Raw genomic sequence first — 25570 nt, 5'->3', positions numbered from 1 at the left:
TCCGTGTCGGCATGCCCGTCGCCGGTAGCGTGGGGGTATGGCTGATGTGGTGGTGGTCGGCTCCGGACCGAACGGCCTCGCCGCCGCGGTGATCCTGGCTCGGGCGGGGCTCGCCGTGGAGGTGTACGAGGCCGAGGCGACGGCCGGAGGTGGGTCCCGTACTGCGGAACTCACTTTGCCCGGCTACCGGCACGATCTGTGTGCGGGCGCGCATCCGATGGCGGCGGCCGCGCCGCTGTTCCGCGCGTTCGACCTGACCGCGCACGGTGTCGAGTTGCTCGCACCGGAGGTCTCCTACGCGCATCCGCTCGACGGCGGTGTGGCCGGACTGGCCTGGCGAGATCTGGATCGGACCGTCGACGACCTCGGTGCCGACGGCCCGGCGTGGCGCAAACTGTTCGCTCCGCTGGTGCGGCACTGGCCGGACGTGGTCGACATCGCGATGTCGGATCTGCGCCGCATCCCATCCGGCCTCGCGACCTCGATCCGTTTCGGCCTGCGCACCCTGGAGCAGGGCTCGCCGCTGTGGGACATCAGGTTTCGCGACCAGGTCGCGCCCGCCCTGTTGACCGGCATCGCCACCCACGCGATCATTCCCCCGCGCGCCGTCACCGCCGCGGGCGCGGCGCTGTTGCTCGGCACGCTGGCCCACGTCGAAGGCTGGGTGATTCCGCGCGGCGGCAGTCAGGCGATTCCCGACGCCCTCATCGCCGAACTCGAACGTCTCGGCGGACGGGTGCACACCGGCCACCGGGTCGACTCGATCGACGAGTTCGCCGGCGCCCGCGCCGTTCTGCTCGATCTCGCCCCGGCCGAACTGCTGCGTATCGCCGGGCATCGGTTGCCCGCGCGGTACGCGAAGCGCCTGCGTCGTTTCCGGTACGGCGGCGCGGCGTGCAAAATCGACTTCGCCCTTTCCGGGCCGGTGCCGTGGCGAGCCGAGGGCTGCGCGCTGGCCGGGACGGTGCACGTGATCGGCACCCGCGCCGAGGCCATGGCCGCCGAGCACGCCGTGGCCATGGGACGACACGCCGACCGGCCCTACGTGCTGTCCATCCAGCCGGGCGTGGTCGATCCCACTCGCGCGCCCGAGGGCGGCCACACGTTCTACACCTACGCACACGTGCCCAACGGCTCCACCCGCGATGTCAGCGAGGAAGTGATCGGCCAGGTCGAGCGGTTCGCGCCGGGTTTCCGCGATCTGATCGTCGCCAAGAACGTGATCACCGCCACCGAAATGCCCTCGCACAACGCCAACTACATCGGCGGCGACATCTCGGCGGGCGCGATGACCCTGCGCCAGTTCGCCTTCCGCCCGGCTCCGCGCTGGAACCCATACGCCACACCGATTCCCGGTGTCTATCTCTGCTCGTCCGCGACGCCCCCGGGCCCCGGGGTACACGGTATGTGCGGGCTGCACGCCGCGCGCCACGCCCTGCGCGACCGCTTCGACATCCGCACCGATCCGCTCGACCTCGTACGCACCCCGGCTTTCCAGCATCGCTGAGGACTGCCCCGGTCGCCGAGTCGCTAACTCGTGGCGGGCTCGGTGCGGTAGAGATCGGGTTCGAGGTAGATGACGCGCGCCGCGGGTACCGCCGCGCGGACGCGGGACTCGGCCTCATCGATGGCACCGGCGATCGCCGCGATGTCGAGTCCGGGAACGACGCCGACCTTCGCGGCCACGAGCAGTTCCTCCGGGCCGAGGTACTGCGTCTTGAGGTGAATCACCCGGTCGATGCGGGTCCGGTCGACCAGGTTCGCGCGGATCAGCCGGTTCTCCTGCGGCGTGGCGCCCTCGCCGATCAGCAGGCTCTGCATCTCCACGATCAACACGACCGCGATGACGCCGAGCAGCCCGCCGATTGCCAGCGTGCCGACGCCGTCCCAGACCGGGTCGTCGGTGAGCATGGTCAGGCCGACGCCCGCGAACGCGAAAACCAGGCCGATCAGCGCGCCGGTGTCCTCCAGCAGCACCACCGGCAGCTCGGGGCTGCGCGAATTGCGGATGAACCGCCACCAGCTCGCGTCGCCCTTGAGTGGTGCGGACTCGCGCACCGCGGTGGTGAAGCTGTATGACTCCAACGCGATCGCGATCACCAGGATGATCACCGCCACGATCGGCGAACTCAGCTCCTCCGGATGCTGGATCTTGTGGACGCCCTCGTAAATGGCGTAGCCGGACCCGAGGGTGAACAGCACCAGCGCCACGATGAACGAATAGAAGTAGCGGTTGCGCGCGTAGCCGAAGGGGTGCAGCTCGTCGGCTTCCTTCGCGGCGCGCTGCTGGCCGAGCAGCAGCAGTGCCTGGTTGCCCGTGTCGGCCACGGAGTGCACGGCCTCGGCGAGCATCGATCCCGAGCCCGTGATCGCCGCACCGACGAACTTCGCCGCGGCGATCCCCGCGTTCGCGGACAACGCCGCGATGATCGCCTTCTTGCCACCGCCAGCCGACATGGAAGCATGTCCTCTCTGTTTTCGAGATACCCGCGAACAGACTAGGACACCTGGAATCCGGCGTTCCGGATCGGTCAGCCGGTCGCGCCGACGGACGCGCAGAACAGCTGGACGTCGCCGTCCACCGCTTGGGCGCGAATATCGGTGTCCACGGCGGAGATCCACGCCGCGCCACCCCGGGTGAGCTCCAGCGACGAGTCGTTGCGGAACAGCCGCACCGTCCCCGCGGTGCACAGCACGATGCCCGGTCCCGCCGCGGTCAGCGGCACCCGGGCGGAGCCCGCGACCAGGTCGAAGCGGCGCAGCGCGAACTCCGGTGCGGGCGTGCGATAGCGCACCGACCCGTCACCGGCGGGCTCGGGTAACACGGCAGGCAAGTCGATCGGCTCGAAATCCAGCACCCGCAACAGTTCCGGCACGTCGACGTGCTTGGGGGTGAGCCCGCCGCGCAGCACGTTGTCGGAGTTGGCCATGATCTCCACGCCCACCCCGCGCAGGTAGGCGTGCAGATTGCCCGCCGCGAGGAACAATCCTTGGCCCGGCTCCAGGGTCACCCGGTTCAGCAGCAGCACCGCCAGCACGCCCGCGTCGCCCGGATAGGCCTCGGCCAATTCGAGGGTCGTGCGCGCCTCGGCCGTGAACTCACGGGCGCCTTTGCCCGACAGATACCGCACGCAGCCGTCGAGCACCTCGGGCAGCAGCGTGGTCAGCACGTGGTGCGGCAGCGTGATCCAGGTGGTGAACAGCGTGCGCAGGCCCGCCTTGTCCGGTTGCGCGGCAAGCAGTTCGCAGTAGGGGCGCAATCCGTCCACCGCCAGTGCGCGCAGCAGTGCGACGGTGCGGTGCGGATCGCGGAAACCGGCCAGCGCCTCGAACCGGTCCAGCGCGACTACCAGCTCGGGCTTGTGGTTCTCGTCGCGGTAGTTGCGCAGTGGGGAGTCCAGCGGCACCTTCGCCTGGTTCTCCCGCGCGAAGCCGGCCCGCGCCTGCTCCGTGCTCGGGTGCGCCTGCAGCGACAGCGGCTCCTCTGCGGCCAGGATCTTGAGCAGGAACGGCAGCTTCTCGCCGAATCGTTCTGCGGCCGAGCCCAGTTCCCGGCTCGGGTCGGCGGCGATCAGTTCCAGCAGCGACGTGGTGCGGTCACCGGTTTTCACGTGCGCCGGATCGGCCGGGTGGGCGCCGAACCACAGTTCGGCCTCCGGATGCGCCGACGGCACCGGCCTGCCGCACAGCTGAGCGAGCGCGGTGCGCGAGCCCCAGGCATACGAGCGCAGCGCACCAACGAGTTCGTGCACTAGTAGCTTCCCCCGTACTGCCCCTGGCTGTCGGCCGGAGCCGTCCGCGAGCCGAGCAGCCGCAGGTAGGCGGCGGCCATCTCCAGTCGCAGCGCGAGCACCGCGAGCTGTTCGAGTTCGGTGCCGTTCGCCTGCGCGGACTCCTCGGCATGGGTCTGCGCGGGCGCGGCGGGGTCGGTCATCTCGGTGTGCAGCAGGTCGACGTCGGCGTTCACCAGATCGGCGTCCACCAGGTTCCCGCCCTCGCCACCGAACACCGCGATGCGACGGCGTGCCGCCGCCCGATCGCGATCGGCGCTGAGCACGAACACCCGGACGCGCTCAACCGGCGCGGGCCCGTCCAACTCCTCGTCGTGGAACATCGGGTCGAAGTCGGGCGCGGATTCGCCTGCCGCTTCGGCCATCCGGGTCCGCGCGGCCACGGCCTCGGCCAGATCCACCGCGGTGGCGACCTTGCCCGCGGATTGCAACAGCACTTCGGCGCCGTGCTCGGCGAGTTCGGCGGCGGCGGGCGAGTCGCCCGCGAGCACGATGCCCCGCTGCTGCATCCGGGCGGCCAGCGTCTTGGCGGGGTTGTGGAAGACCTCGTTGTGCGGGCCGTCGCGTAGCGCCTCCGCGTCCAGCACGTCGGCCAGGTCGGCGAGTTCCGGGACCGCGGCGCCGGTGCGCTGGGGGTCGACCGCGCGCAGGACCGCGATTCCGGCGGCCAGGAAGCGCAACAGGCGGTTGTACCCGAGAACCTGGACCCTCGGTTCCAGAACGGCGGCGCGTCCGGCCGCGGCGGCGCGCAGCGGCCCCTCGTGCGGCGCGGCGACGACCACCTCGGCGCCGCGACGCAGCGCCCGGTCGACGGCGTCGATCAGGCGCGGATCACCCGCGTCGTCACCGGAGACCAGGACGACGTCCAGCGGCCCCACCCACGGCGGCAGGGCGGCGGCGGGCACGACGGGTAGGCCCGCGCGATCGCCGAGCGCGGCCACGAGCAGTCCGGCGGCACGTGCGGCGCGTCCGGAACCGGAGACCAGCACCACGCTGCGCGGTCGCAGATCGGCCAGCCGGGCCAGCGCGTCCTCACCGACGGCCGCCGCGGTGGCACGCACCTGGGCGCCGCCAGAGGCGGCCGAGCGAAGGGCGCCGCCTGCGTCGGCGGCTTCGAGTGAAGCGGCATCGTCGAGGTCGAGCACCGGTGTTCCAGCGATCATCGGGCGTTCCACCTCCCCTCATCGCGCTGTGTCTTTTCCGCCCCCGCGCCCACCCGGTCCAGCTGCCACACCGAGACCGAGTCGGGCGAATCCAAGGCCTGTGATTCCACTATTCCAGTCAGGACCGCACGATGCTCAGGATCTCGGTCACGAGTGCGTCTACTTCCTCCGCCGATCGGGCCTCGACGTTCAGCCGGAGCAACGGCTCGGTGTTCGACGCGCGCAGGTTGAACCAGGCGTTGTCGGCCAATTGCACGGTCACCCCGTCCAGCCGGTCCACCGAGTGCGCCCGGTCGGCGAAGGCGTCCACCACGGCCAGCGTCCTCTCCTCGGCGTCGGCGACGGTGGAGTTGATCTCGCCGGAGGCCGCGTAGGTGGCGTAGGACGCCATCAGTTCCGACACCGGCCGGTCCTTCTCGCCCAGCGCGGCCAGCACGTGCAACGCCGCGAGCATCCCGGAGTCGGCGCCCCAGAAGTCGCGGAAGTAGTAGTGCGCGGAGTGTTCGCCGCCGAACACCGCTCCGGTGGCGGCCATCTCCTGCTTGATGAAGGAATGGCCGACCCGGGTGCGTACCGGCGTTCCGCCCAGTTCGTGCACCAGCTCCGGTACCGCGCGGGAGGTGATCAGGTTGTGGATGATCACCGCGCCGGGCTCCTTGGCCAGTTCGCGCTCGGCGACCAGAGCGGTGATCGCCGACGGCGCCACCGGGTCGCCGTTCTCGTCCACCACGAAGCAACGGTCGGCGTCGCCGTCGAAGGCGAGGCCGATGTCCGCGCCGGACTCGCGGACCAGCTTCTGCAGGTCCACCAGGTTCGCCGGGTCCAGCGGGTTGGCCTCGTGGTTCGGGAAGGTGCCGTCCAGCTCGAAGTACAGCGGCACGATCGTCACCTGGGGCAGCGTGCCCAGCACCGCGGGCACCGTGTACCCGCCCATGCCGTTGCCCGCGTCCACCGCGATGGTGAGCGGGCGGATATCGTCCAGATCGACCAGGCCGCGCAGAAAGTCGGCGTACTCGGTGAGCAGGTTCGATTCGGTCGCGCTGCCGCGCTCGCCCGGGTACGCGGGCACGCCGTCGACGAGTTCGTTCTTGATGGCGGCCAGGCCGGTGTCCTGCCCGACCGGAAGGGCCTTGGCGCGGCACAGCTTGATGCCGTTGTAGCGGGCCGGGTTGTGGCTGGCGGTGAACATGGCGCCCGGGCAGTCCAGGCGGCCGGAGGCGAAGTACAGCTGGTCGGTCGAGGCGAGACCGATGTGCACCACGTCGAGGCCCTGGCCGAGCACGCCGTCGGCGAAGGCGGCCGACAGCTCGGGGGAGGAATCCCGCATGTCGTGACCGATGACGATCCGGTTCGCGCCCTCGGCGCGCATCAGCCGTGCGAAGGAGGCGCCGACGTCCCTGACGAATTCCGCGTCGATCTGATCACCGACCACACCGCGAACGTCGTAGGCCTTGATCACCGCGTTCACGAATTCGGCAGAGCGGGCGACTGTCATGCCCAATACCCTAGTGGTTGCGCCGGACCGGTCCGACACCGTCCTCGTCCGATCAGGACGGCGGGTCGGGCAGCACGCGCAGATGGCCGCGGCGACCCGTTCGTGTGGTGCGCGGCGGCGGGGGAGCGTAGTCGCGATAGCCACGCTGTTCGCGCTCCGGTGGGCGGCGGCGCAACCCCGCCTCCCGCACCGCCTCCGCCAGCGCGGTCAGGTCGTCGTCGTCCGGTGTGCTGGAGGAGAATCCGCCTTCGTGGCGAACCAGTTCCCAACCCTTCGGAGCGGTGATGCGTGAGCCGTGCGTTTCGCAGAGATCCCAGGAGTGCGGTTCGGCGACCGTCGCGAGTGGTCCGACCACCGCCGTCGAGTCCGAGTACACATAGGTGAGCGTCGCGACGGCCGGATTCTTGCAGCCTGGTCGGCAGCAACGACGCATGGGAATCACGCCGATGAGAGTAACCCCCCTGGCGCGTCGATGGGGACAGACACGCTTGAAGAATCTCGGTCCGTGCGTCGCGGAACGAGGGCAGCACGACGTCCCACAGGGCCGTGACGGGCCCCGCGGTGATCTGGACGACTTCGCCGTACGCGCGGGCGACGGTGTCGCCGGTGCGCGACATCGGTGGTGCGTCGTGGCGTGGGTTCACGGAGTACCCAGCCGGTGACCGGCCTACACGCCCGCGCCTGCCCCGCAACGGCATTCGGGAGCCGCCGCCACCCGGATGGGTGCGATTCACTCCGCTTCCGGGTCGATCACGTCCGGATCGACGCCGAGGTAGGTCGCGACCTGCTGGACCAGGACTTCACGCAACAGATCCACCAGGTCGTCGGGGTCGCTGGCGCGCAGCTCGAGCGGCTTGCGGAACAGCACCACCCGCGCCCTGGTCGCCGCCCCGTGCCGGTCGACGCCCGCCGGGATGAGCCGGGAGAGGGGAACCGGGCCGTCGGCCACGACCTCGTCCGGCCAGGTGACCGAATCGGGATGCAGCGGACGGATTTTCGGAACGTCGTCGACCGCGATGTCGAGCTTGGTGAGCCGGTCGTGCCAGCGGGAGTCCAAGGGGGCGAACGCCTCCAGCACCAGCCGGTCGAACTTCTGGCCTCGGGTCCGCCAAGCGGGCACGGTGGGTGGCAGCATCGGCCCGCGCACTCCGCGGCCGCGGCGGATCACCGACCGCGCGGTCGGCGGTCGACGCTTACGGGAACGTGCCATGAGAGAAAATCTAGGCCAGTCGGCTCCGGTCGTCCGCATCGAGGCGGTCGGGAACTGTCCGGTCGTGTCGCGCGTACCCGGAGCGCCACGGTGGACGGGCGGCTCCGGGCATCGCGGATGTCTGTCAGCCGATGCCGCGCTTGAGGCGGCGGCGCTCCCGCTCGGAGAGGCCGCCCCAGATGCCGAAGCGCTCATCGTGCGCGAGCGCGTACTCCAGGCACTCGTCGCGTACCTCGCAACCCATGCAGATCCGCTTGGCCTCGCGGGTCGAGCCGCCCTTCTCGGGGAAGAACGCCTCCGGATCGGTCTGCGCGCACAGGGCGCGCTCCTGCCACTGCTCTTCGATGGATTCGAACATCTCGTCGAAGCCGGTCACGACCAGGCTGAGCCGGGGCGCCGTGACTCCGTCACCCCCCTCTTGGTCCTTCCAGCCGCCGTTATCTGCGCAGACGCCACGTGCTGCGCCTGCTGTGGAATCGGTCGGCGAGACCATCTCGTTGGCCATCGCTCCGCCTCCTCACTGTGTGTTAGCGCAGAATGATTCTTTCCGTCGGACCAACACGCATACCGACGGCCATACCCCGCGACGTTGTCCCGCGGACGTCCCCGAGCTTGTCACACCGATGCGAACACTTGTTCGAAATGCCGTTCGCGCGTTGATCTCTCGCGCGAACCCGGAATGACATGTCTGTGATTAGACACGCCGGACGCTGCGATGGTCAAGCCGCCGTCGCTATTCCGTTACTATCCGCAGCCGCATTCCGAGTCACTCTTGTGATCTGCGATAGCAAATGTATAGCAAATTTGCCGCGAACGGGAGCCTTCGCGTCAGCGCATAGGCTGTGCGGATGTGACTGGACAACAAGCGGACGCCACGCTCGCGAACGGACCCCGGATCGCCGTGCTGGTCGGCGGTGTCGGTGGCGCGCGTTTCCTTCAGGGCGTCAGGGAGCTGCTGCCCGAGGCGGACGTCTCCGCGATCGTGAACGTCGGCGACGACGTCTGGATGCATGGGCTCAAGATCTGCCCCGACCTCGACACCTGCATGTATACCCTCGGCGGCGGTATCGATACTGAGCGCGGCTGGGGCCGGGTCGGCGAGACCTGGCACGCCAAGGAGGAGCTCGCGAAATATCATGCCCAGCCGGACTGGTTCGGCTTGGGGGACCGCGATATCGCCACGCATCTGATCCGCACCGAAATGTTACGCGCCGGATACCGGCTCTCCACGGTCACCGAGGCGCTGTGCAACCGGTGGCAGCCGGGCGTGAAACTGATCCCGGCAACCGACGATCGCTGTGAAACGCATGTCGTGGTGTCGGATCCGGACAAGCCTGGCGAACGGCGCGCGATCCATTTTCAAGAGTGGTGGGTTCGCTACCGCGCGAACATCGACACCCATGGATTCGCCACAATTGGCGCCGATGAAGCCAAACCTGCCCCAAATGTGATCAATATCATAGAATCCGCCGACGTGGTCCTCCTCGCGCCGTCGAACCCCGTCGTGAGCATCGGCGCCATCCTCGCCGTGCCCGGCATCCGGGGCGCGCTGCGCACCACCCCGGCGAAGGTGATCGGCGTGTCCGGCGTGATCGACGGCAAGCCGCTGCGCGGTATGGCCGACGAGTGCCTGTCGGTCATCGGCGTGGAGACGACGGCCGAGGCGATCGGCAGGCACTACGGCGCACGCTCCGCCACCGGCATCCTGGACGGCTGGCTGATCCACAGCACCGACACCGCCGAGGTGCCAGGGGTCGAGGTGCGTAGCGTGCCGTTGTTGATGACCGACCCGCCGACCACCGCCGAAATGGTGCGTCAGGCGCTGGATCTCGCTGGAGTCGCCCTGTGAGCACACCGACCGACCACGCGGCCGGAGAGCTGCGCATCCTGCCCGTCACCGGGCTGCCCGAATTCCGGCCCGGCGACGACCTCGCCGAGCACATCGCCCGCTGCGCGCCCTGGCTGGCCCACGGTGACGTGCTGGTGGTCACGAGCAAGATCGTCGCCAAGGTCGAGGGACGCATCGTGGAAGCGCCGCTGGACCCCGAGGAGCGCGACGCGGCCCGGCGCAGGCTCGTCGACCAGGAGGCGGTGCGGGTGCTCGCCCGCAAGGGCCGCACTCTGATCACCGAGAACAAGCTGGGCATCGTGCAGGCGGCCTCCGGTGTCGACGGCTCGAACGTGGAGAAGGGCGAGCTCGTGCTGCTGCCCACCGACCCGGACGCCAGCGCCAAGGCGCTGCGCGCCGCGCTCGCCGAACGGCTGGGCGTGACGGTCGCGGTGCTCGTCACCGACACGATGGGCCGAGCCTGGCGCAACGGGCAGACCGACGCGGCCATCGGCGCCGCGGGCTTGCGGGTGCTGCACGACTACGCGGGCGCGGTCGACGGCCAGGGCAACGAGCTTTTCGTCACCCAGGTGGCCGTGGCGGACGAGCTGGCCGCCGCCGCGGACCTGGTCAAGGGCAAACTCGGGGGTGTCCCGGTCGCCGTGGTGCGCGGGCTGCCGATCGTCGACGACGGATCGGGCGCCGCCGATCTCCTGCGCGGCGGCACCGACGACCTGTTCTGGCTGGGCACCGCGGAGGCCATCGAACGCGGTCGCAAGGAGGCGATTCTCCTGCGTCGCTCGATTCGCCAGTTCGCCGACCTGCCGGTCGATCCCGAACGGATCCGCTCGGCCGTGTCGGTCGCGCTGACCGCGCCCGCTCCGCACCACACCCGCCCCGTGCGGTTCGTGTGGCTGCGCACGCCGGAGCTGCGCGCTCGTCTGCTCGAGGCGATGGCGGAGAAATGGCGCACCGAACTGACCGCTGACGGGCTGTCGCCGGAGCGGATCGAGCGCAGGGTCGCGCGTGGGCGCATTCTGTTCGACGCACCCGAGGTGATCATTCCGTTCTGTGTGCCGGACGGCGCGCACGACTATCCGGACGAGCGCAGGCGAGCGAACGAACGCACCATGTTCACCGTCGCGGTGGGCGCGGCGGTGCAGGGCCTGCTGGTCGCCTTGGCCACCGAGGGCATCGGCAGCTGCTGGATCGGGTCGACGATCTTCGCCCCCGAGGTCACCCGGGACGTGCTGGGCGTGGCCGAGGACTGGAGTCCGCTGGGCGCCATCGCCATCGGTCATCCGCTCGAGGAGCCGACCCCGCGGCAGCCCGCGGGCGCGGGGTCCGGACTGGTCGAGCTGTGATGCGCCTCGATTCCGCAGTGCGAGAGTGTCGCCGGTGAGCGTGGAGTCGCTGCACGCTTCGGCCACCGAGTTGCTCGAGACTTGGTGTCCCGGAACAGATCCGGAGCGATCGCTGCGGGAAGCGATGCTGGCCTTCCTCGGTTCGGCCCCGCGTGGTTGCCTGCGTGAGCACGCGCCGGGCCACATCACCGCCTCCGCGGTCGTCTTCTCCCACGACGGCCGCGAGGTGCTGCTCACTCTGCACCCGCGGGTCGGACGCTGGATCCAGCTCGGCGGCCACTGCGAAGAGCGGGACGAGACGGTCGCCGGCGCCGCGTTGCGCGAAGCGACCGAGGAATCCGGCATCGCGAACCTACGGCTGGAGCCAGGGCTCTACGGCGCCCAAGCGCATCCGATCACCTGCTCGCTCGGCGTCCCCACCAGACACCTCGACCTGCTGTTCCGCATCACCGCCCCCGCGGGCGCGATCCCGGTTCGCAGCCACGAATCCACCGACCTGCGCTGGTGGCCGGTGAACGCCCTACCCGCCGACGCCGACGTGCTGCTGCGCTGAGTCGGTCCCTTCATTCCACGCCGAGCCCCGGGCGGAGTTGTCTCCGGCCGGGGCTCGGTTCGTTGGACCCGGAGGGAAGTTTACAAATTGCGTGATTTGTCTAGACAAGCGACAAATGTCCGTATATCGTCCAGAAGTGAGGTAATGCACGTCACATGTGGCGTGCCCTTCGGGAATGGAGACAACGATGTCGACGCACGCGGACATGTCCGCTCAGCCGGTGGAGGTGCCGGCCTGGCGGGATCGCAAGCGCTACATGTGGCTGTGGGGCTTGTTCGCTCCGGCCGGCCTGTTCATCATCGGTCTGCCGCTGATCTGGGGGCTGAACGAGTTGGGCTGGCATCGCCTCGCGCAGGTGCCGTTCTGGCTCGGGCCCATCCTGATCTACGTATTGATCCCGATCGCGGACATCTTCTTCGGCCCGGACGGCGACAACCCGCCGGACGAGGTGATGGAGTACCTGGAGAACGACAAGTACTACCGCTACCTCACCTACCTGTACCTGCCGTTCCAATATGCCTCGCTGGTGATGGCGGCCTATCTGATCACCGCCGACGACGTGAGCTGGCTCGGCATCGATGGCGGGCTGCACTTGGTGGACAAGATCGGGCTGGCGATCACGGTCGGCATGATCGGCGGCATCGGCATCAACACCGCACACGAACTCGGCCACAAGAAGGTGGACCTGGAGCGCTGGCTGTCGCGGATCGCGCTGGCCCAGTCCTTCTACGGGCACTTCTACATCGAGCACAACCGCGGCCACCACGTGCGCGTCGCGACGCCCGAGGACCCGGCGAGTTCCCGTGTGGGCGAGACGTTCTGGGCCTTCTGGCCGCGCACGGTATGGGGCAGCCTGAAGTCGTCCTGGCAGCTGGAGAAGGCCCGGCTGGACCGGCTCGGCAAGAAGCCGTGGAGTCTGCGCAACGAAGTACTCAGCGCCTGGCTGATGTCGGCGGTGCTGTTCGCGACCTTGGTCGCGGTGTTCGGCATCGAGTTGCTGCCATACCTGATCCTGCAAGCCGTGGTGGGATTCAGCCTGCTGGAGGCGGTCAACTACCTGGAGCACTACGGCCTGGTGCGGCAGCGCACGGCGAGCGGCCGGTATGAGCGGCCCGCCCCGGTGCACAGCTGGAACAGCGACCACATCGTCACCAATATCTTCCTGTACCACCTGCAGCGGCACAGCGATCATCACGCCTATCCGACCCGCCGCTACCAGACGCTGCGCAGCTGGGACGGCGCGCCCAACCTGCCGAGCGGCTATGCCAGCATGATCATGCTCGCCTACTTCCCGCCGCTGTGGCGTCGCGTCATGGACAAGCGCGTACTCGCGCACTACGACGGCGACATCACCCGGGCCAATATAGATCCCGGCAAGCGGGAGAAAGTGCTGGCGCGCTACGGCTCGGGTCGGGCGGAAAACGCTGCCGGAAAGGACGCGGCGTGAAAGCGTATCGCTGCCCCGTCTGTGACTACGTCTTCGACGAGGCGAAAGGTGAGCCGCACGAGGGTTTTCCGCCGGGCACCCGGTGGGAGACGGTGCCGGACGACTGGTGCTGCCCGGATTGCGGCGTGCGGGAGAAGATCGACTTCGAACCGATAGGGGCCACGAAATGAACGAGTACAAGCTTTATCAGTGCATCCAGTGCGGCTTCGAATACGACGAAGCCGAGGGCTGGCCGGAGGACGGCATCGCGCCGGGAACCCGCTGGGACGACATCCCCGACGACTGGACCTGTCCGGACTGCGGCGCCGCCAAGGCGGATTTCTTCATGGTCGAAATCGAGCGGTCGTGAGATTTTGACTGCGGCAGGCGCCCGTGACAGTGTCGCGGGTATGCCGCGCACCGGAACCAGGATTCCCTACCAGGAGGCCGCGCGGGACCTGCTGCGGACGTCGGTCCTGGACGCGATGCGCGAGCTGCTCACCGAACGGGATTGGTCCAAGATCACGCTCGGCGACGTCGCGGCCAGAGCGGGCGTGAGCAGGCAGACCCTGTACAACGAGTTCGGTTCACGCGGCGGCCTCACCCAGGCCTACGCCCTGCGCCTGGCCGACTTCCTGGTCGATCACGTCGACGCCGCCATCAACGGCAACGTCGGTGACGTCCGCGCGGCGTTCCGCGACGGCATGGCGAACTTCTTCTTCGACGCGGCCTCCGACCCGCTGGTGCAGTCGCTGGTCGCGGGCGAGGTGAAGCTGGATCTGCTGCGCCTGATCACCCTGGACGCGGGGCCGTTGCTCGAGCACGCGACCGCGCGGCTGTCGCGCGCCTTCCAGTACAGCTGGGTGGCGTCGACGGCGGCCGAATCGGACGTCATCGCGCACGCGCTGGTGCGGATCGCCCTCAGTTACATCCCCACTCCGCCCGGTCCGGGGCGGGACGCGCCCGCGGAATTGAGCGCGCTGCTGAGTCCCTACGTCGAAGCGATCCTGGCCGCGCGGGTGCAGAGCTGAGCCCGCGCGGGCAACCGGCGCGCGACTGGCGCATATGCAGCACATTGAAAACCGACTGCGTAGCTTGTAATAGCGATCATGTCTCAACCCACCACTTGGTTGTAACAGACAACAACTCAAGAAGTATTCTCATGCGACGGTGTTCGGGTCTTCTTCGAGTGGGGCAAAAGTGCAAACGGTTGGCAAACCCGTGGGATCGCCCGATCCCAAACGCCATCTGTGGGTCCTCGGCTTGCTTCCGCCTGCGTCCGCGTTGCTGCCCTCGCAGTTGGTGCTGCACACCGGCATCCCGATCTTCTGGTGGATCGGCCCGATCATCGTGCTGATCGTGATCCCGGTGCTGGACTGGTCGATCGGCGTGGACGGCAACAATCCGAGGGACGAGGACTACGAGCGGCTCTCCAACGACCGGTACTACCGGTGGTGCACCTACCTGATGCTCCCCGTGCAGCTGATCGGCTTGGTGATCGCGAGTTACATGTGGGCCGGGGACGAACTGAGCGTGGTCGACAAGCTGGGTCTGGCCGCCACTCTCGGATTCGTCAGCGGTATCGGCATCAACGCCGCCCACGAGCTCGGGCACCGGGTCGAGCGCCTGGAGCGCTGGCTGGCCAAGATCGCGCTCGCCCAGTCCGGATACGGGCACTTCTTCGTCGAGCACAATCGCGGCCATCACGTGCGGGTGGCTACTCCGGAGGATCCGGCCAGCGCGCGCCTCGGCGAGTCGCTGTGGGAGTTCTTGCCGCGCAGCGTGTCCGGAAGTTTCCGCTCGGCGATCGTCTTGGAGCGCGAGCGGCTCGCACGCAAGGGCAAGGGTTGGTGGAGCGTGCAGAACCACATCCTGCAGGCCTGGTCGATGACGCTCGTGCTGTTCGGCGCCTTGGTCGCGGCGTTCGGCTACCAGGTGCTGCCCTGGCTGCTGCTGCAGGCCGTGATCGGCTTCGGCCTGCTGGAGACGGTGAACTACGTCGAGCACTACGGCCTGCTGCGGGCGCGCCGCCCGAACGGCATGTACGCCCGCTGCTCGCCGCGCGACAGCTGGAACAGCGACCATCTGGTCACCAACATCTTCCTGTTCCACCTGCAGCGGCACAGCGATCACCACGCCAACCCGGGCCGCCGCTACCAGACGCTGCGCACCTCCGAGCAGGCCCCGCAACTGCCCGCGGGCTACGCCGCCATGATCGTGCTGGCCGCCGTCCCGCCGCTGTGGCGGCGGATTATGGACGGCCGCGTGCTCGCCCACTACGGCGGCGACATCACACTGGCGAACATTCAGCCGCGTAAGCGGCGTCGCATCCTGGCGGCCCGCGGCGTCACGGCGTGAGCCGAGTCCGAGGCCGGTCCGCCCGTCGGAGGGACGGCCGCGTAAACCGCGCCCCGTCGTGAGCGACTAGCCTTGCCTCGGTACTTGCCGAACCAGGAGAGGCTGATGACCACCTCAGAACTTCGCACGTCGTTGACCGCCGATGTCCGCAACGGCATCGACTACAAGGTGGCGGATCTGTCGCTGGCCGATTTCGGCCGCAAAGAGATCCGTCTGGCCGAACACGAGATGCCCGGTCTGATGGCGCTGCGCCGTGAGTACGCCGAGGTGCGGCCGCTGCAGGGCGCGCGCATCTCCGGCTCGCTGCACATGACCGTGCAGACCGCGGTGCTGATCGAGACCCTGACCAGCCTCGGCGCCGAGGTCCGCTGGGCCTCCTGCAACATCTTCTCCACCCAGGACCACGCGGCGGCCGCCGTGGTCGTCGGCCCCAACGGCACCGTCGAGGAGCCGAAGGGCACCCCGGTGTTCGCCTGGAAGGGCGAGACCCTGGAGGAGTACTGGTGGGCCGCCGAGCAGATGCTCACCTGGCCGGGCGAGCCGGCCAACATGATCCTCGACGACGGCGGCGACGCCACCATGCTCGTGCTGCGCGGCGCGCAGTTCGAGAAGTCGGGCGTGGTGCCGCCGGAGGACGAGGACCACTCGGCCGAGTACAAGGTCTTCTTGAACCTGCTGCGCGAGCGCTTCGAGTCCGATCGCGGCAAGTGGAGCAAGATCGCCGAATCGGTGCGGGGCGTCACCGAGGAGACCACCACGGGCGTGCTGCGGCTCTACCAGTTCGCGGCGGCGGGCGAACTGGTGTTCCCCGCGATCAACGTCAACGACTCGGTCACCAAGAGCAAGTTCGACAACAAGTACGGCACCCGCCACTCGCTGATCGACGGCATCAACCGCGGCACCGACGTGCTCATCGGCGGCAAGAAGATATTGATCTGCGGCTACGGCGATGTCGGCAAGGGCTGCGCGGAATCGCTTGCCGGACAGGGCGCCCGGGTGCAGGTCACCGAGATCGACCCGATCAACGCGCTGCAGGCGCTGATGGACGGCTACGACGTGGTGACCGTGGAGAAGGCGATCGGCGAGGCCGACATCGTCATCACCGCGACCGGCAACAAGGACATCATCACCCTCGACCACATGAAGGCGATGAAGGACCAGGCCATCCTCGGCAACATCGGTCACTTCGACAACGAGATCGACATGGCGGCGCTGGAGCGTTCCGGCGCAACGAAATTGACGATCAAGCCGCAGGTCGACCTGTGGACGTTCAAGGAGACCGGCCGCTCGATCCTGGTGCTGTCGGAGGGGCGTCTGCTCAACCTCGGCAACGCGACCGGCCACCCGTCGTTCGTGATGTCGAACAGCTTCTCCAACCAGGTGATCGCGCAGATCGAGCTGTGGACCAAGCCGGAGGAGTACGACAACGAGGTCTACCGGCTGCCGAAGCACCTGGACGAAAAGGTCGCGCGCATCCACGTCGAAGCGCTCGGCGGCGAGCTGACCAAGCTCACCAAGGACCAGGCCGAGTACATCGGCGTCGACGTCGAGGGCCCGTACAAGCCGGATCACTACCGCTACTGAACGCGCTGCCGGTGTCCCCGCCGACGGTCGGCGGGGACACCGGCGCCCGTCACCTCGCGCCCGCCCGCAGCGCCCGGCATCCACGCTGGTCAGCCGCTGCGGGCGTCCGGTGTGCGGCGGGGTAGTGTGCCTGGTCATGGGAGTGCTGATAGCGGTCGAAGGGCTCGACGGCGCGGGTAAGCGGACGCTGATCGAGCGGGTGGTCGCCGATCTGCGTGGTCGCGGACTGCGCGTCGCGACGATGGCCTTCCCGCGCTACCGCGTCTCGGTGCACGCCGATCTGGCCGCCGAGGCGCTGCGCGGCGCGCACGGCGACCTCGCGGGCTCGGTCAGCGGCATGGCTCTGCTGTTCGCGCTGGACCGCGCGGACGCCGCGGACGAGCTGTCGAAACTGTTGGCCGACAACGACGTTGTGCTACTCGATCGCTATGTCGCTTCCAACGCCGCCTATTCGGCCGCCCGGCTGGGGCAGTCGGCGGACGGCGAAATCGTTACATGGGTGGGCGAATTGGAGTTCGGCAGATTCGCTCTGCCCGAGCCCGCGCTGCAAGTGTTGCTGGACGTGCCCACCGAGCTCGCCGCCGAGCGTGCCCGCAGGCGTGGCGAACTCGACGCCGAACGCGCGCTCGACGTCTACGAACGCGACGGCGGTCTGCAGCATCGCACCGGCGCGGTGTACCGTGAGCTGGCCGAACGCGACTGGCGCGGACCCTGGTGGACATACCGATCCGACGACGGTCCGGCGACGCTGGCCGCGCGCATCGCCGAAATCGTTGGTCGATAAGGTTGGTTGTGCCGCGGGTTCACACCAGTGTTGGCGTGGCGGCCCGATCCTGGCCTGGGAGATGACAACATAGTAGTTATGAAGCCGAAGATTCTGGTCGTCGACGACGATATGGCACTCGCTGAGATGCTCACGATCGTCTTGCGCGGGGAAGGGTTCGACCCGCACGTGGTCGGCGACGGCACACAGGCCCTGGCGGCGGTTCGCGAGATCCGCCCCGATTTGGTGCTGCTGGACCTGATGCTGCCCGGCATGAACGGCATCGACGTGTGCCGTGTGCTGCGGGCCGATTCCGGAGTTCCGATCGTGATGCTCACGGCGAAGACCGACACGGTCGACGTCGTGCTGGGTCTGGAGTCCGGTGCCGACGATTACATCGTCAAGCCCTTCAAGCCGAAGGAGCTGGTCGCCCGGGTGCGGGCCCGTCTGCGCCGCACCGAGGAGGAGCCCGCCGAGCTGCTGTCGATCGCCGATATCGTGATCGATGTGCCCGCGCACAAGGTCAGCCGTGGTGGCGCGCAGATCTCTCTGACGCCGCTGGAGTTCGACCTGCTCGTCGCCCTGGCCCGCAAGCCGCGCCAGGTGTTCACCCGTGAGGTCCTGCTCGAGCAGGTCTGGGGTTACCGGCACGCCGCGGACACCCGCCTGGTGAACGTCCATGTGCAGCGGTTGCGGGCGAAGGTGGAGAAGGATCCCGAGAACCCGGAGATCGTGCTGACCGTCCGCGGTGTCGGTTACAAGGCCGGACCGCCGTGATCCATGGCGTCTTCGCGCGTCTGGAACGATCGCTGGCTCCGGTGGTGGCCTGGTTCCAAGCGGTCGGCATTGCCCTAGGCCACCTGTGGCGTCGTTCGCTGCAGTTGCGCGTCATCGTGTCAACGCTGACGCTGTCGCTGATTGTCATCACGATCCTCGGTGTGGTGCTGACCAGCCAGATCACCGACCGGCTGCTGGACGCCAAGATCAACGCGGCGGTCGAGGAGATGGACCGCGCGCGTAACACGGTCGAGAGCCAGCTGGCCGGTGTGCACGACATCGGTGCTCAACCGCAGCGGCTGGAAGAGGCTCGCAACGCACTGTCCAATCGCGGCGGTAGCGGCCAGTCCACCGGCGCCGCCGGCAGCTTCGTCTCGGCGCTGAGCGTCATCGGCGGGATGCCGCCGCAGCAGATCCCTCGCGGCCCGATCCAGGAGGTGCCCGACGAGCTGCGCCGGTTCGTGCAGCGCAACCAGGTCAGCTACCAGTTCGCCACCGTCGAGGACGCGGATGGCTACAGCGGTCGCGCGCTGATCATCGGCAGCCCGAGCGCCGAGGTTCCGACCCTGGAGATCTACCTGATCTTCCCGCTGGCCAACGAGGAACGCAGCCTGTCGCTGATGCGCGGCACCATGCTGGTCGGCGGCATCGTGTTGCTGGTCCTGCTTGCCGCGATCACCGCGCTGGTCACCAGGCAGGTGGTGCTTCCGATCCGCTCCGCGGCCAGGATCGCCGGCCGGTTCGCCGACGGCAGGCTCAAGGAACGCATGCTGGTACGCGGCGAGGACGACATGGCTCGGCTGGCTCAGGCGTTCAACGAGATGGCCGAGAGCCTGTCCAACCAGATCACCCAGCTGGAGGAATTCGGCAATCTGCAGCGCCGGTTCACCTCCGACGTCAGCCACGAGTTGCGCACACCGCTCACCACCGTGCGCATGGCCGCCGACCTGATCCACGGCAGCAGCGACGACCTCGACCCCGCCTTGGCCCGCAGCGCCGAGTTGCTGGTCAACGAGCTGGACCGGTTCGAGGGCCTGCTCAACGACCTGCTGGAGATCAGCAGGCACGACGCGGGCGTCGCCGAACTCCAGGTCGAATCGCTGGACGTGCGGATGTGCGCGCGGGCCGCGATCTCGACCGTGCGCCACCTCGCCAAGGACGCCGGGGTGGAGATAATCAGCGACATGCCGGAGGATCCGCTCGTCGCCGAGGTCGATCCGCGCCGGGTGGAGCGGGTGCTGCGCAATCTGCTCGCCAACGCGATCGACCACAGCGAGGGCAAGCCGGTGCTGATCCGGATGCGGGGCGACGTCGAGAGCAACGCGGTCGCCGTCGTCGTGCGGGACCAGGGCGTCGGCCTGCGCCCCGGCGAGGAGAAGCTGGTCTTCAACCGGTTCTGGCGTTCGGACCCGTCGCGCATGCGCCGCTCCGGCGGCACCGGCCTCGGTCTGTCGATCAGCGTGGAGGACGCGAACCTGCACGAAGGCAGACTCGAAGCCTGGGGTGAGGTCGGGATCGGCGCCAGCTTCCGCCTGACGCTGCCGCTGGTGCGCGGTAAGAAGCTCGGCCCGAGCCCGCTGCCGCTGGAGCCCGCGCGCAAGACGATGCACGTGGTGGAGCCGGAACCGTCCGCCGATCGCGACACGACCGATACGGCGTTGCCGGTCGCCGCCGAGCCGGGCGCCGCGCAGGTGACCGACGCCGCGCCACAGGGCGCGCACGCGGGCACATCCGATCCGGTCGGCGTGCGTGCGGAGGGCGCGAGCGAGGCGGCCGAGACCGACAGCGATGAGCTGGACGGCACGGACGTCGAAGGCGGCGCGGCCGCGGAGCCGAGCGTGAGCGAGTCGCCCGGAGCGGCCGACGGTACGGCGACGCCCACCGACAGCGCCGCGGCCGAAGAGCCGCTCGCGTCCGGGGCGAACGGATCGCCCGCCTCGGAGTCGGCGCAGACCGGGGGCGGCGCGGCGCGCGAACCGGGGGACGTACAGTCATGAGAATGCGTGTCGGATCTGCGCGGATGCGGCGGCTGACCGTACTGACAGCGGCGGTCCTCGCGGTCGTGATGCCGCTCACCGCCTGTGCCAGCCTCCCCGAGTCCTCCGCGCCGGAGGCGCTCGGCACCATCAATCGTGAGCCCACCTCCGAGGGCCCGCCGGCCCCGCTGGCCAACCGCGATCCGGATCTGCTGCTGCGCGATTTCCTTCAGGCCACCGCCGATCCGGCCAACCGGCATCTGGCCGCAAGGCAATACATGACCCCTGCGGCCTCCACCCAGTGGGACGACGCGGCGGGCACGGTCATCGTCGAGAAACCGGACACCCTGCGGGAGTCGCGTTCCGGGGACAAGGCCAACTATCTGATCCGCGCGCGCAAGGTCGGCGAGCTGTCCGCGGACGGCGGGTACCGGCCCAACGACGACATTCCGTTCGTCGAGAACAAGATCGAGCTGACCAAGATCAACGGCGAGTGGCGCATCGACGAGTTGCCCGACGGCGTGGTCATGGACTCCACCGCGTTCTTCAAGTCCTACCGCCGCTACGCGCTGTACTTCATCGATCCGGGCGGCAATATGGCCGTGCCGGACCTGCGCTGGCTCGCGGTGCCGAAAGCGCAGCTGACCCAGCGGTTGATCAGCTCGCTGCTGGAGGGGCCGCAGCCCGCGCTGGCGTCGGTGCTGCACAGTGAGCTGACGCCGCCGATCGCGGTGCGCGGGGCGATCACCAAGGCCAACGGTGATCCCGACGGCGTCGGCATCGGGCTCGGCGGTGTCCGGATCGATTTCGCGGGCGCGTCGGCGCTGAATCCGCGCGAGCGCGAACTGCTGGCCGCGCAGGTGGTGCTCACCTTGTCCAGCGCCGACATCCTCGGGCCGTACATGCTGTTGGCCGACGGCAAGCCGCTGGACGAGCGCTTCGCCGCGAACGGCTGGAGCGTGGCGGACGTGCAGCAGTTCAATCCGGCGACCGCCGCGCGCAACCAGGTCGGGCTGCACGCTCTGCGCGGCGGCGGGCTGGTGCAGATCGCCGACAACGGCGGTATCACTCCCGCTCCGGGCTACTTCGGCGGAGTGAACAACCTGCAGTCGGCGACGCTGTCCGCGGACGGTCAGCTCGTCGCCGCGGTGGCGGAAGCCGGACGACCGCCGGGCGCGCCGTCGCGGATCTTGATGGTCGGCACTTACGGCGGCAACGCTTTTCCGGTGGCCGATGGCTTCACCATCACCCGGCCCTCGTGGACGGCGGACGGCAGCGCGGCATGGGCGGTGGTCGACGGTGACCGGGTGATCCGCGCGGTCAACGACCGCGGCACCGGAAACGTCTCGATTCAGAACGTCGACATCTCGAGGTTGACGGCGGCATCCTCGGCCACGGCGCCGCGGCTACCGATCACCGAACTCCGGATCTCCCGGACCGGGGCGCGGGCGGCGATGATCGCCGACGGCCGGGTGTACGTCGCGGTCGTCGCGCCGCAACCGGACGGGAAGCTGGCGCTGACCTCGGCGGTGCCCGTCGGTGTCGGACTCAGCACGGCCGCGGTGTCGGTGGACTGGCTGGACGCGGACACGATCATCATCGCGCGCGAGGGGAATGTGGACCCCGTGAGCACGGTGTCGGTGGACGGCTCGGAGCCGACCCCGTTGACGTCGCAGAACCTCACCGCCCCGGTGCGGTCCGTGAGCGCGAGCCCCGACCATCAGTACGTCGCCGACTCACGTGCGGTGCTGGAGCTGACCTCCGCCCCGGACCAAGGCCAGCCCTACTGGCGTGAGGTGCCGGGTCTGGGCGCGAACGCCACGCCCGTCCTGCCCGGCTGAGCGGCGATCTGTCGCGAGTACGCGAGGCCGGCCGCACGTCGGCACTTCGGAAGGCTCGCTCACACTCGGAAGAATCCGGCGCGGGCGCGCATGGCGGTTCGAGCAGGGTGCGAGCGCAGCGTAAAAGACTTCGCCGCAAGGGCATAGCGTTCTGCCAGGTGCATGCTGTCGACATGATCGAGCGATTCTGTCAGGGGGCGGGCGCACACTCGGTCGATGCGAACCCTGCTCGATCTGGTGTTGCCCGCCGCCTGTGCGGGCTGCGGACGTTCCGGAGCCGATTGGTGCGCCGATTGCGCCGTCACGTTGGCCGGTCCGCCGGTGCGGGTGTGGCCGCGCAACGACCCGGGCATTCCGTGCTGGGCGCTGGGGCCGTACGCAGGGCCCGCGCGGCGGGCGGTGCTCGCCGCCAAGGAACGGGGACGGCGGGATCTGGCGCTGCCACTCGGAAAGGCGTTCGCGGGCGCGCTCGCCGAACTGCGTTCGCCGGGTGTTCCGTTGGTACTGGTGCCCGCGCCGAGCCGACGCGTGGCGGCGCGGCGCCGGGGCGGCGATCCGGTGCTTCGCTCGGCGACGGTAGCTACCCGATGGCTGCCCAACTGCCGAGTGGTGCCGGTGTTGCGAGTGGGGCAAGGGGTGCGCGATTCGGTGGGCTTGACACCCGCCGAGCGCGCTCGCAACCTGAAGGGGCGGGTGACCACGACGCCCGGCCCTGCCGCGGACTGGGGAGTACCGGCGAATGCCGAGGTAGTGCTGGTCGACGACGTGCTGACCACCGGTGCGACGGCCTTCGAGTCGGTGCGCGCGCTACAGCGCGCCGGGTTGCCGACACGTGGCGTTCTGGTTACTTGTGCTGCTTGACTCCGGGAAATTTGCGTGAACACTGGCGATCAGCCCGTCGGCGGACTAGCGTCGCGGACACACACCCGAACCGCAAGTTTGGAGGTGGCGCCTCGGACGTCTAGTGCCGAGCAATCGTCGTTCGGCACGGTTCAATCCCGCCGCACTGGAATCGGTCGGTGCGGCCAGATCCGGGAGGTACGCGTGACGACTTCTTCACGACCTTCAGTGAAAGATCCCGCTGCTTCGGTGCTGGAGCCCAGCACCCAGGAAGCACTCGAGCAACCCACTGCGGAACGACCACGAGCGCCGCGCGGCGACATCGTGGTGAAGGGCCGCAACGTCGAGGTGCCCGATCATTTTCGTATCTACGTCGCGGAAAAACTCTCCCGATTAGAACGCTTCGACCCGTCGATCTTCCTCTTCGACGTCGAGCTGTTCCACGAGCGCAACCGTCGTCAGCGCAAGAACTGTCAGCGCGTCGAAATCACCGCGCGCGGAAAGGGTCCCGTCGTGCGGGCTGAGGCCTGCGCGGACAGCTTCTACGCCGCATTCGAGTCGGTTACCGCGAAGATGGAGAGCAGACTGCGCCGCACCAAGGACCGGCGCCGGGTGCACTACGGCGACAAGACGCCGCTGTCGGTCGCCCAGGCCACTGCCGATCTGGTGGACGACTCCCTGTTCGACCGGCTCGCCGAGTCCGGCGCCGCCCACGCGCACCAAGAGCGGGAACCGGAATACGAGGAGGGTCCCGGCCACATCGTGCGCACGAAGGAGCACGCGGCGACGCCGATGTCCGTCGATGATGCCCTGTACCAAATGGAGCTCGTCGGCCACGACTTCTTCCTGTTCCAGGACAAAGAGACCGACCGGCCTTCGGTGGTCTACCGTCGTCACGCCTTCGACTACGGCCTGATCCGCCTGGCCTGACGAAACGGAAACCACCCGTCCCCACTTCTCCGGGCATTCGGCTCACCGGCCGGATGCCCGGAGATTTTCGTCGATGCGCCCTCGGCGTGCCAGCGGCGGGCCAGCGCGAGCAGCAGCCGCAGATCCGAGTCGATGTCGCCGACGGGCAGCCGCACGGGCTGGTCGAACTGCCGCGGGGTCACGGCCGCGCCGTTCGTCTTCGCGGCGATGGCCTGCACGATCTGTTCCACGTAGTCCGGCCGGCTCGTCTCCCCGGGCAGGTAGTGCCGCAGGTGCATCAGGGCATCGCGGATCTCCACCGTCATCCGGATCAGCCGCGCTTCGGATCCGAGGGGGATGTCCGGCTCGAGCACGACCTCGGGCACGGCCGCGGTGAGATCGCGCCACAGCGGCCGCAGGCGACGGCAGTACCGTCCGGCGCGGTCCCAGCCCGCGCGGGCCCGCAGCCCGGCGAGCAGCGGCACGGCGAGCAGCGCCGCGCCGAGCGTCGAGGCGGCGAAAGTCGGTGCCGCCCAGCGCACCATGGCCGGGTCCGCGGCCGTACCAGGCGCCGCCAGCCGCACGGCGGAGACGACCAGGCCCGCGGAACCGACGACCAGCGTCGCCAGCAGGGTCGCGTAGACGATCCGTTCGGCGGCGGTGGATTCGGCCGAGCGCAATTCGCGCAGTGCCGCGCGCCAGGCCAGCCGACCGGCGGCGAGCAGCGGAAGCCACAGGATCGACCAGACCACTACCGTCGGCCAGTCCGATGCTTGCCCCAGCAGCCTGCCCTCCTGTCGGGCCGGAGTGCCGACGGCAAGGATGATCGCGCCACCCACCAGTCCGGTGAAGTCGTAGACCCGCTGCCGAGCCGATGCGGAGACCGGGTCGGCGCCCGACCACAGCCGGGCCGCACCGTACAGACCGGCCACCTCCATCAGCAGTGTGACCATCGAAAGCTGGTGCAGCAGACTGCCGATCCCCGGAGCGACGCCGCGCTCGAGCAGGACCAGCGTGGCCGTACCCCACAGCAAGGCTCGATTGAGCAGCCGGTCGACGGCGGCGTGGTGCAGCACGATCAACCGTCCGAGGACGACCACCGCGACGAAGACGATCAGCGGTATCGCGATCGGCGCGGGGATCGGCGAGTTCACCGCCGCCGGTCGCGGAAGAACGTGCGGTGCAGCAGCGAATCGCGACGCGGTGGACGCATGGCGTGCAGCATCACCATGTCGGCGAAGGTCTCCGCGTCGCGCTCGCGCAGGGTGCCGTAGTCGGTGCGGCCGAGCACGTGGGCGATCGACTCGGGCGAGATCGAGGGCAGCAGGTCGGCGACCGCCGCCACCGTCGGCGTGCCCGCGGGCGGCTCACCGGGCCGGTGCTGCTCCGGGCCGTGCCCGAGCAACATGTGCCCGAGTTCGTGCACGATGATGTGCTCGGCATGCCATTCGGTGGTGTCCGCGCCGTAGACGATGACGTCGCTGTCCTGCTTCGCGATCCACAGGCCGCTGCCCGTGCCGCAACCGGTGCCTGCGAGCAGCGCGGTATCGATCGGCAACAGGCTGATGCTGCGACCACGGTGCGCCGCGACGGCATCGAGGTAGGTCTGCAGATTCCATGGGTGGGGTATCGGGAGGTCCCGGGTCAAGCTCCGGAACCGGGCCTGGATGGCCATGTGATCGGTCTCCTACA

Annotated in this window: 25 protein-coding genes; 16 read left to right on the top strand and 9 right to left on the bottom strand. The window is 69.0% G+C overall.

The features are described 5' to 3' along the window. Positions 1–37: 37 nt before the first annotated feature. Positions 38–1507 (top strand): NAD(P)/FAD-dependent oxidoreductase, encoded by a 1470-nt coding sequence (locus ABZW96_RS21875; protein ID WP_355077162.1) that lies wholly within the window; start codon positions 38–40, stop codon positions 1505–1507. 23 nt (positions 1508–1530) lie between these two features. Here the strand turns inward: ABZW96_RS21875 and ABZW96_RS21870 are convergent, their stop codons facing one another. The 7 genes from ABZW96_RS21870 to ABZW96_RS21840 all read right to left on the bottom strand — a co-directional run bounded on the left by ABZW96_RS21870 (position 1531) and on the right by ABZW96_RS21840 (position 8017). Beyond that, entirely contained in the window at positions 1531–2457 is a 927-nt protein-coding gene (locus tag ABZW96_RS21870; RefSeq protein WP_355077160.1) for a cation diffusion facilitator family transporter, read from the bottom strand. 74 nt (positions 2458–2531) lie between these two features. Further along, entirely contained in the window at positions 2532–3752 is a 1221-nt protein-coding gene (manA, locus tag ABZW96_RS21865) for a mannose-6-phosphate isomerase, class I (RefSeq protein ID WP_355077159.1), read from the bottom strand. After that, positions 3752–4954, bottom strand: coding sequence for a tobH protein (locus tag ABZW96_RS21860; protein WP_355077157.1), 1203 nt, complete (start codon positions 4952–4954; stop codon positions 3752–3754). Before ABZW96_RS21860 ends, manA begins: the two co-directional genes overlap by 1 nt. 118 nt (positions 4955–5072) lie before the next feature. Next, positions 5073–6449 (bottom strand): phosphomannomutase/phosphoglucomutase, encoded by a 1377-nt coding sequence (locus ABZW96_RS21855; protein ID WP_355077155.1) that lies wholly within the window; start codon positions 6447–6449, stop codon positions 5073–5075. Between the two features lie 52 nt (positions 6450–6501). Then, positions 6502–6891, bottom strand: coding sequence for a DUF3499 domain-containing protein (locus ABZW96_RS21850; RefSeq protein ID WP_195046620.1), 390 nt, complete (start codon positions 6889–6891; stop codon positions 6502–6504). A 288-nt stretch (positions 6892–7179) separates the two neighbouring features. Continuing rightward, entirely contained in the window at positions 7180–7659 is a 480-nt protein-coding gene (locus ABZW96_RS21845; protein WP_168434228.1) for a metallopeptidase family protein, read from the bottom strand. 124 nt (positions 7660–7783) lie between these two features. After that, the gene (locus ABZW96_RS21840) at positions 7784–8017 is read right to left on the bottom strand and encodes a WhiB family transcriptional regulator (protein WP_029901515.1); all 234 of its coding nucleotides are present in this window, start codon (positions 8015–8017) and stop codon (positions 7784–7786) included. 537 nt (positions 8018–8554) lie between these two features. Between ABZW96_RS21840 and cofD the strand changes: the two genes are divergently transcribed. The 15 genes from cofD (at position 8555) to raiA (ending at position 23899) form a co-directional block, all read left to right on the top strand. Beyond that, positions 8555–9508: a 2-phospho-L-lactate transferase gene (gene cofD, locus ABZW96_RS21835; RefSeq protein ID WP_355077377.1), complete on the top strand. Its 954-nt coding sequence runs from the start codon at positions 8555–8557 to the stop codon at positions 9506–9508. Further along, complete coding sequence (locus ABZW96_RS21830; protein ID WP_355077152.1) at positions 9505–10851, top strand: coenzyme F420-0:L-glutamate ligase; 1347 nt, start codon at positions 9505–9507, stop codon at positions 10849–10851. The genes cofD and ABZW96_RS21830 overlap by 4 nt, the downstream gene beginning before the upstream one ends. A gap of 34 nt (positions 10852–10885) precedes the next feature. Further along, the gene (locus ABZW96_RS21825; protein ID WP_355077151.1) at positions 10886–11404 is read left to right on the top strand and encodes an NUDIX domain-containing protein; all 519 of its coding nucleotides are present in this window, start codon (positions 10886–10888) and stop codon (positions 11402–11404) included. A gap of 187 nt (positions 11405–11591) precedes the next feature. Beyond that, positions 11592–12851: an alkane 1-monooxygenase gene (locus ABZW96_RS21820; RefSeq protein ID WP_355077149.1), complete on the top strand. Its 1260-nt coding sequence runs from the start codon at positions 11592–11594 to the stop codon at positions 12849–12851. Then, positions 12848–13021, top strand: a complete 174-nt coding sequence (locus ABZW96_RS21815; RefSeq protein WP_355077148.1) for a rubredoxin — start codon at positions 12848–12850, stop codon at positions 13019–13021. The genes ABZW96_RS21820 and ABZW96_RS21815 overlap by 4 nt, the downstream gene beginning before the upstream one ends. Next, positions 13018–13200: a rubredoxin gene (locus ABZW96_RS21810; RefSeq protein WP_355077147.1), complete on the top strand. Its 183-nt coding sequence runs from the start codon at positions 13018–13020 to the stop codon at positions 13198–13200. The genes ABZW96_RS21815 and ABZW96_RS21810 overlap by 4 nt, the downstream gene beginning before the upstream one ends. 40 nt (positions 13201–13240) lie before the next feature. Further along, entirely contained in the window at positions 13241–13861 is a 621-nt protein-coding gene (locus ABZW96_RS21805; RefSeq protein ID WP_355077145.1) for a TetR family transcriptional regulator, read from the top strand. A gap of 190 nt (positions 13862–14051) precedes the next feature. Next, complete coding sequence (locus ABZW96_RS21800) at positions 14052–15188, top strand: alkane 1-monooxygenase (protein ID WP_355077143.1); 1137 nt, start codon at positions 14052–14054, stop codon at positions 15186–15188. 105 nt (positions 15189–15293) lie between these two features. Beyond that, entirely contained in the window at positions 15294–16772 is a 1479-nt protein-coding gene (ahcY, locus tag ABZW96_RS21795) for an adenosylhomocysteinase (RefSeq protein ID WP_355077141.1), read from the top strand. Between the two features lie 136 nt (positions 16773–16908). Beyond that, on the top strand, positions 16909–17556 hold the full coding sequence (locus ABZW96_RS21790) for a dTMP kinase (protein ID WP_355077139.1): 648 nt from the start codon (positions 16909–16911) through the stop codon (positions 17554–17556). 69 nt (positions 17557–17625) lie between these two features. Continuing rightward, a complete protein-coding gene (gene mtrA, locus ABZW96_RS21785; RefSeq protein WP_174315456.1) occupies positions 17626–18312 on the top strand; it encodes an MtrAB system response regulator MtrA in 687 nt (228 codons plus the stop codon). Beyond that, complete coding sequence (gene mtrB, locus ABZW96_RS21780; RefSeq protein WP_355077137.1) at positions 18309–20309, top strand: MtrAB system histidine kinase MtrB; 2001 nt, start codon at positions 18309–18311, stop codon at positions 20307–20309. The genes mtrA and mtrB overlap by 4 nt, the downstream gene beginning before the upstream one ends. Further along, entirely contained in the window at positions 20306–22129 is a 1824-nt protein-coding gene (gene lpqB / locus ABZW96_RS21775) for an MtrAB system accessory lipoprotein LpqB (protein ID WP_355077135.1), read from the top strand. The genes mtrB and lpqB overlap by 4 nt, the downstream gene beginning before the upstream one ends. Positions 22130–22345: 216 nt before the next feature. Beyond that, positions 22346–22990: a ComF family protein gene (locus ABZW96_RS21770; protein ID WP_355077134.1), complete on the top strand. Its 645-nt coding sequence runs from the start codon at positions 22346–22348 to the stop codon at positions 22988–22990. Between the two features lie 228 nt (positions 22991–23218). Beyond that, positions 23219–23899 carry a ribosome-associated translation inhibitor RaiA gene (gene raiA / locus ABZW96_RS21765; protein ID WP_355077374.1) on the top strand — a complete coding sequence of 227 codons (681 nt, stop codon included), beginning with the start codon at positions 23219–23221 and terminating at the stop codon, positions 23897–23899. Here the strand turns inward: raiA and ABZW96_RS21760 are convergent. Further along, positions 23875–25032 (bottom strand): MAB_1171c family putative transporter, encoded by a 1158-nt coding sequence (locus tag ABZW96_RS21760; protein WP_355077132.1) that lies wholly within the window; start codon positions 25030–25032, stop codon positions 23875–23877. The two genes, raiA and ABZW96_RS21760, sit on opposite strands and share 25 nt — an antisense overlap. Continuing rightward, positions 25029–25553, bottom strand: a complete 525-nt coding sequence (locus ABZW96_RS21755) for a hypothetical protein (RefSeq protein WP_355077130.1) — start codon at positions 25551–25553, stop codon at positions 25029–25031. Before ABZW96_RS21755 ends, ABZW96_RS21760 begins: the two co-directional genes overlap by 4 nt. Between the last annotated feature and the right edge of the window lie 17 nt (positions 25554–25570).

Origin of the sequence: Nocardia sp. NPDC004168 (genome assembly GCF_040610355.1) — a bacterium.
Taxonomy (GTDB): Bacteria; Actinomycetota; Actinomycetes; order Mycobacteriales; family Mycobacteriaceae; genus Nocardia; species Nocardia sichangensis.
This window is presented reverse-complemented; position numbering and strand designations above follow the sequence as displayed.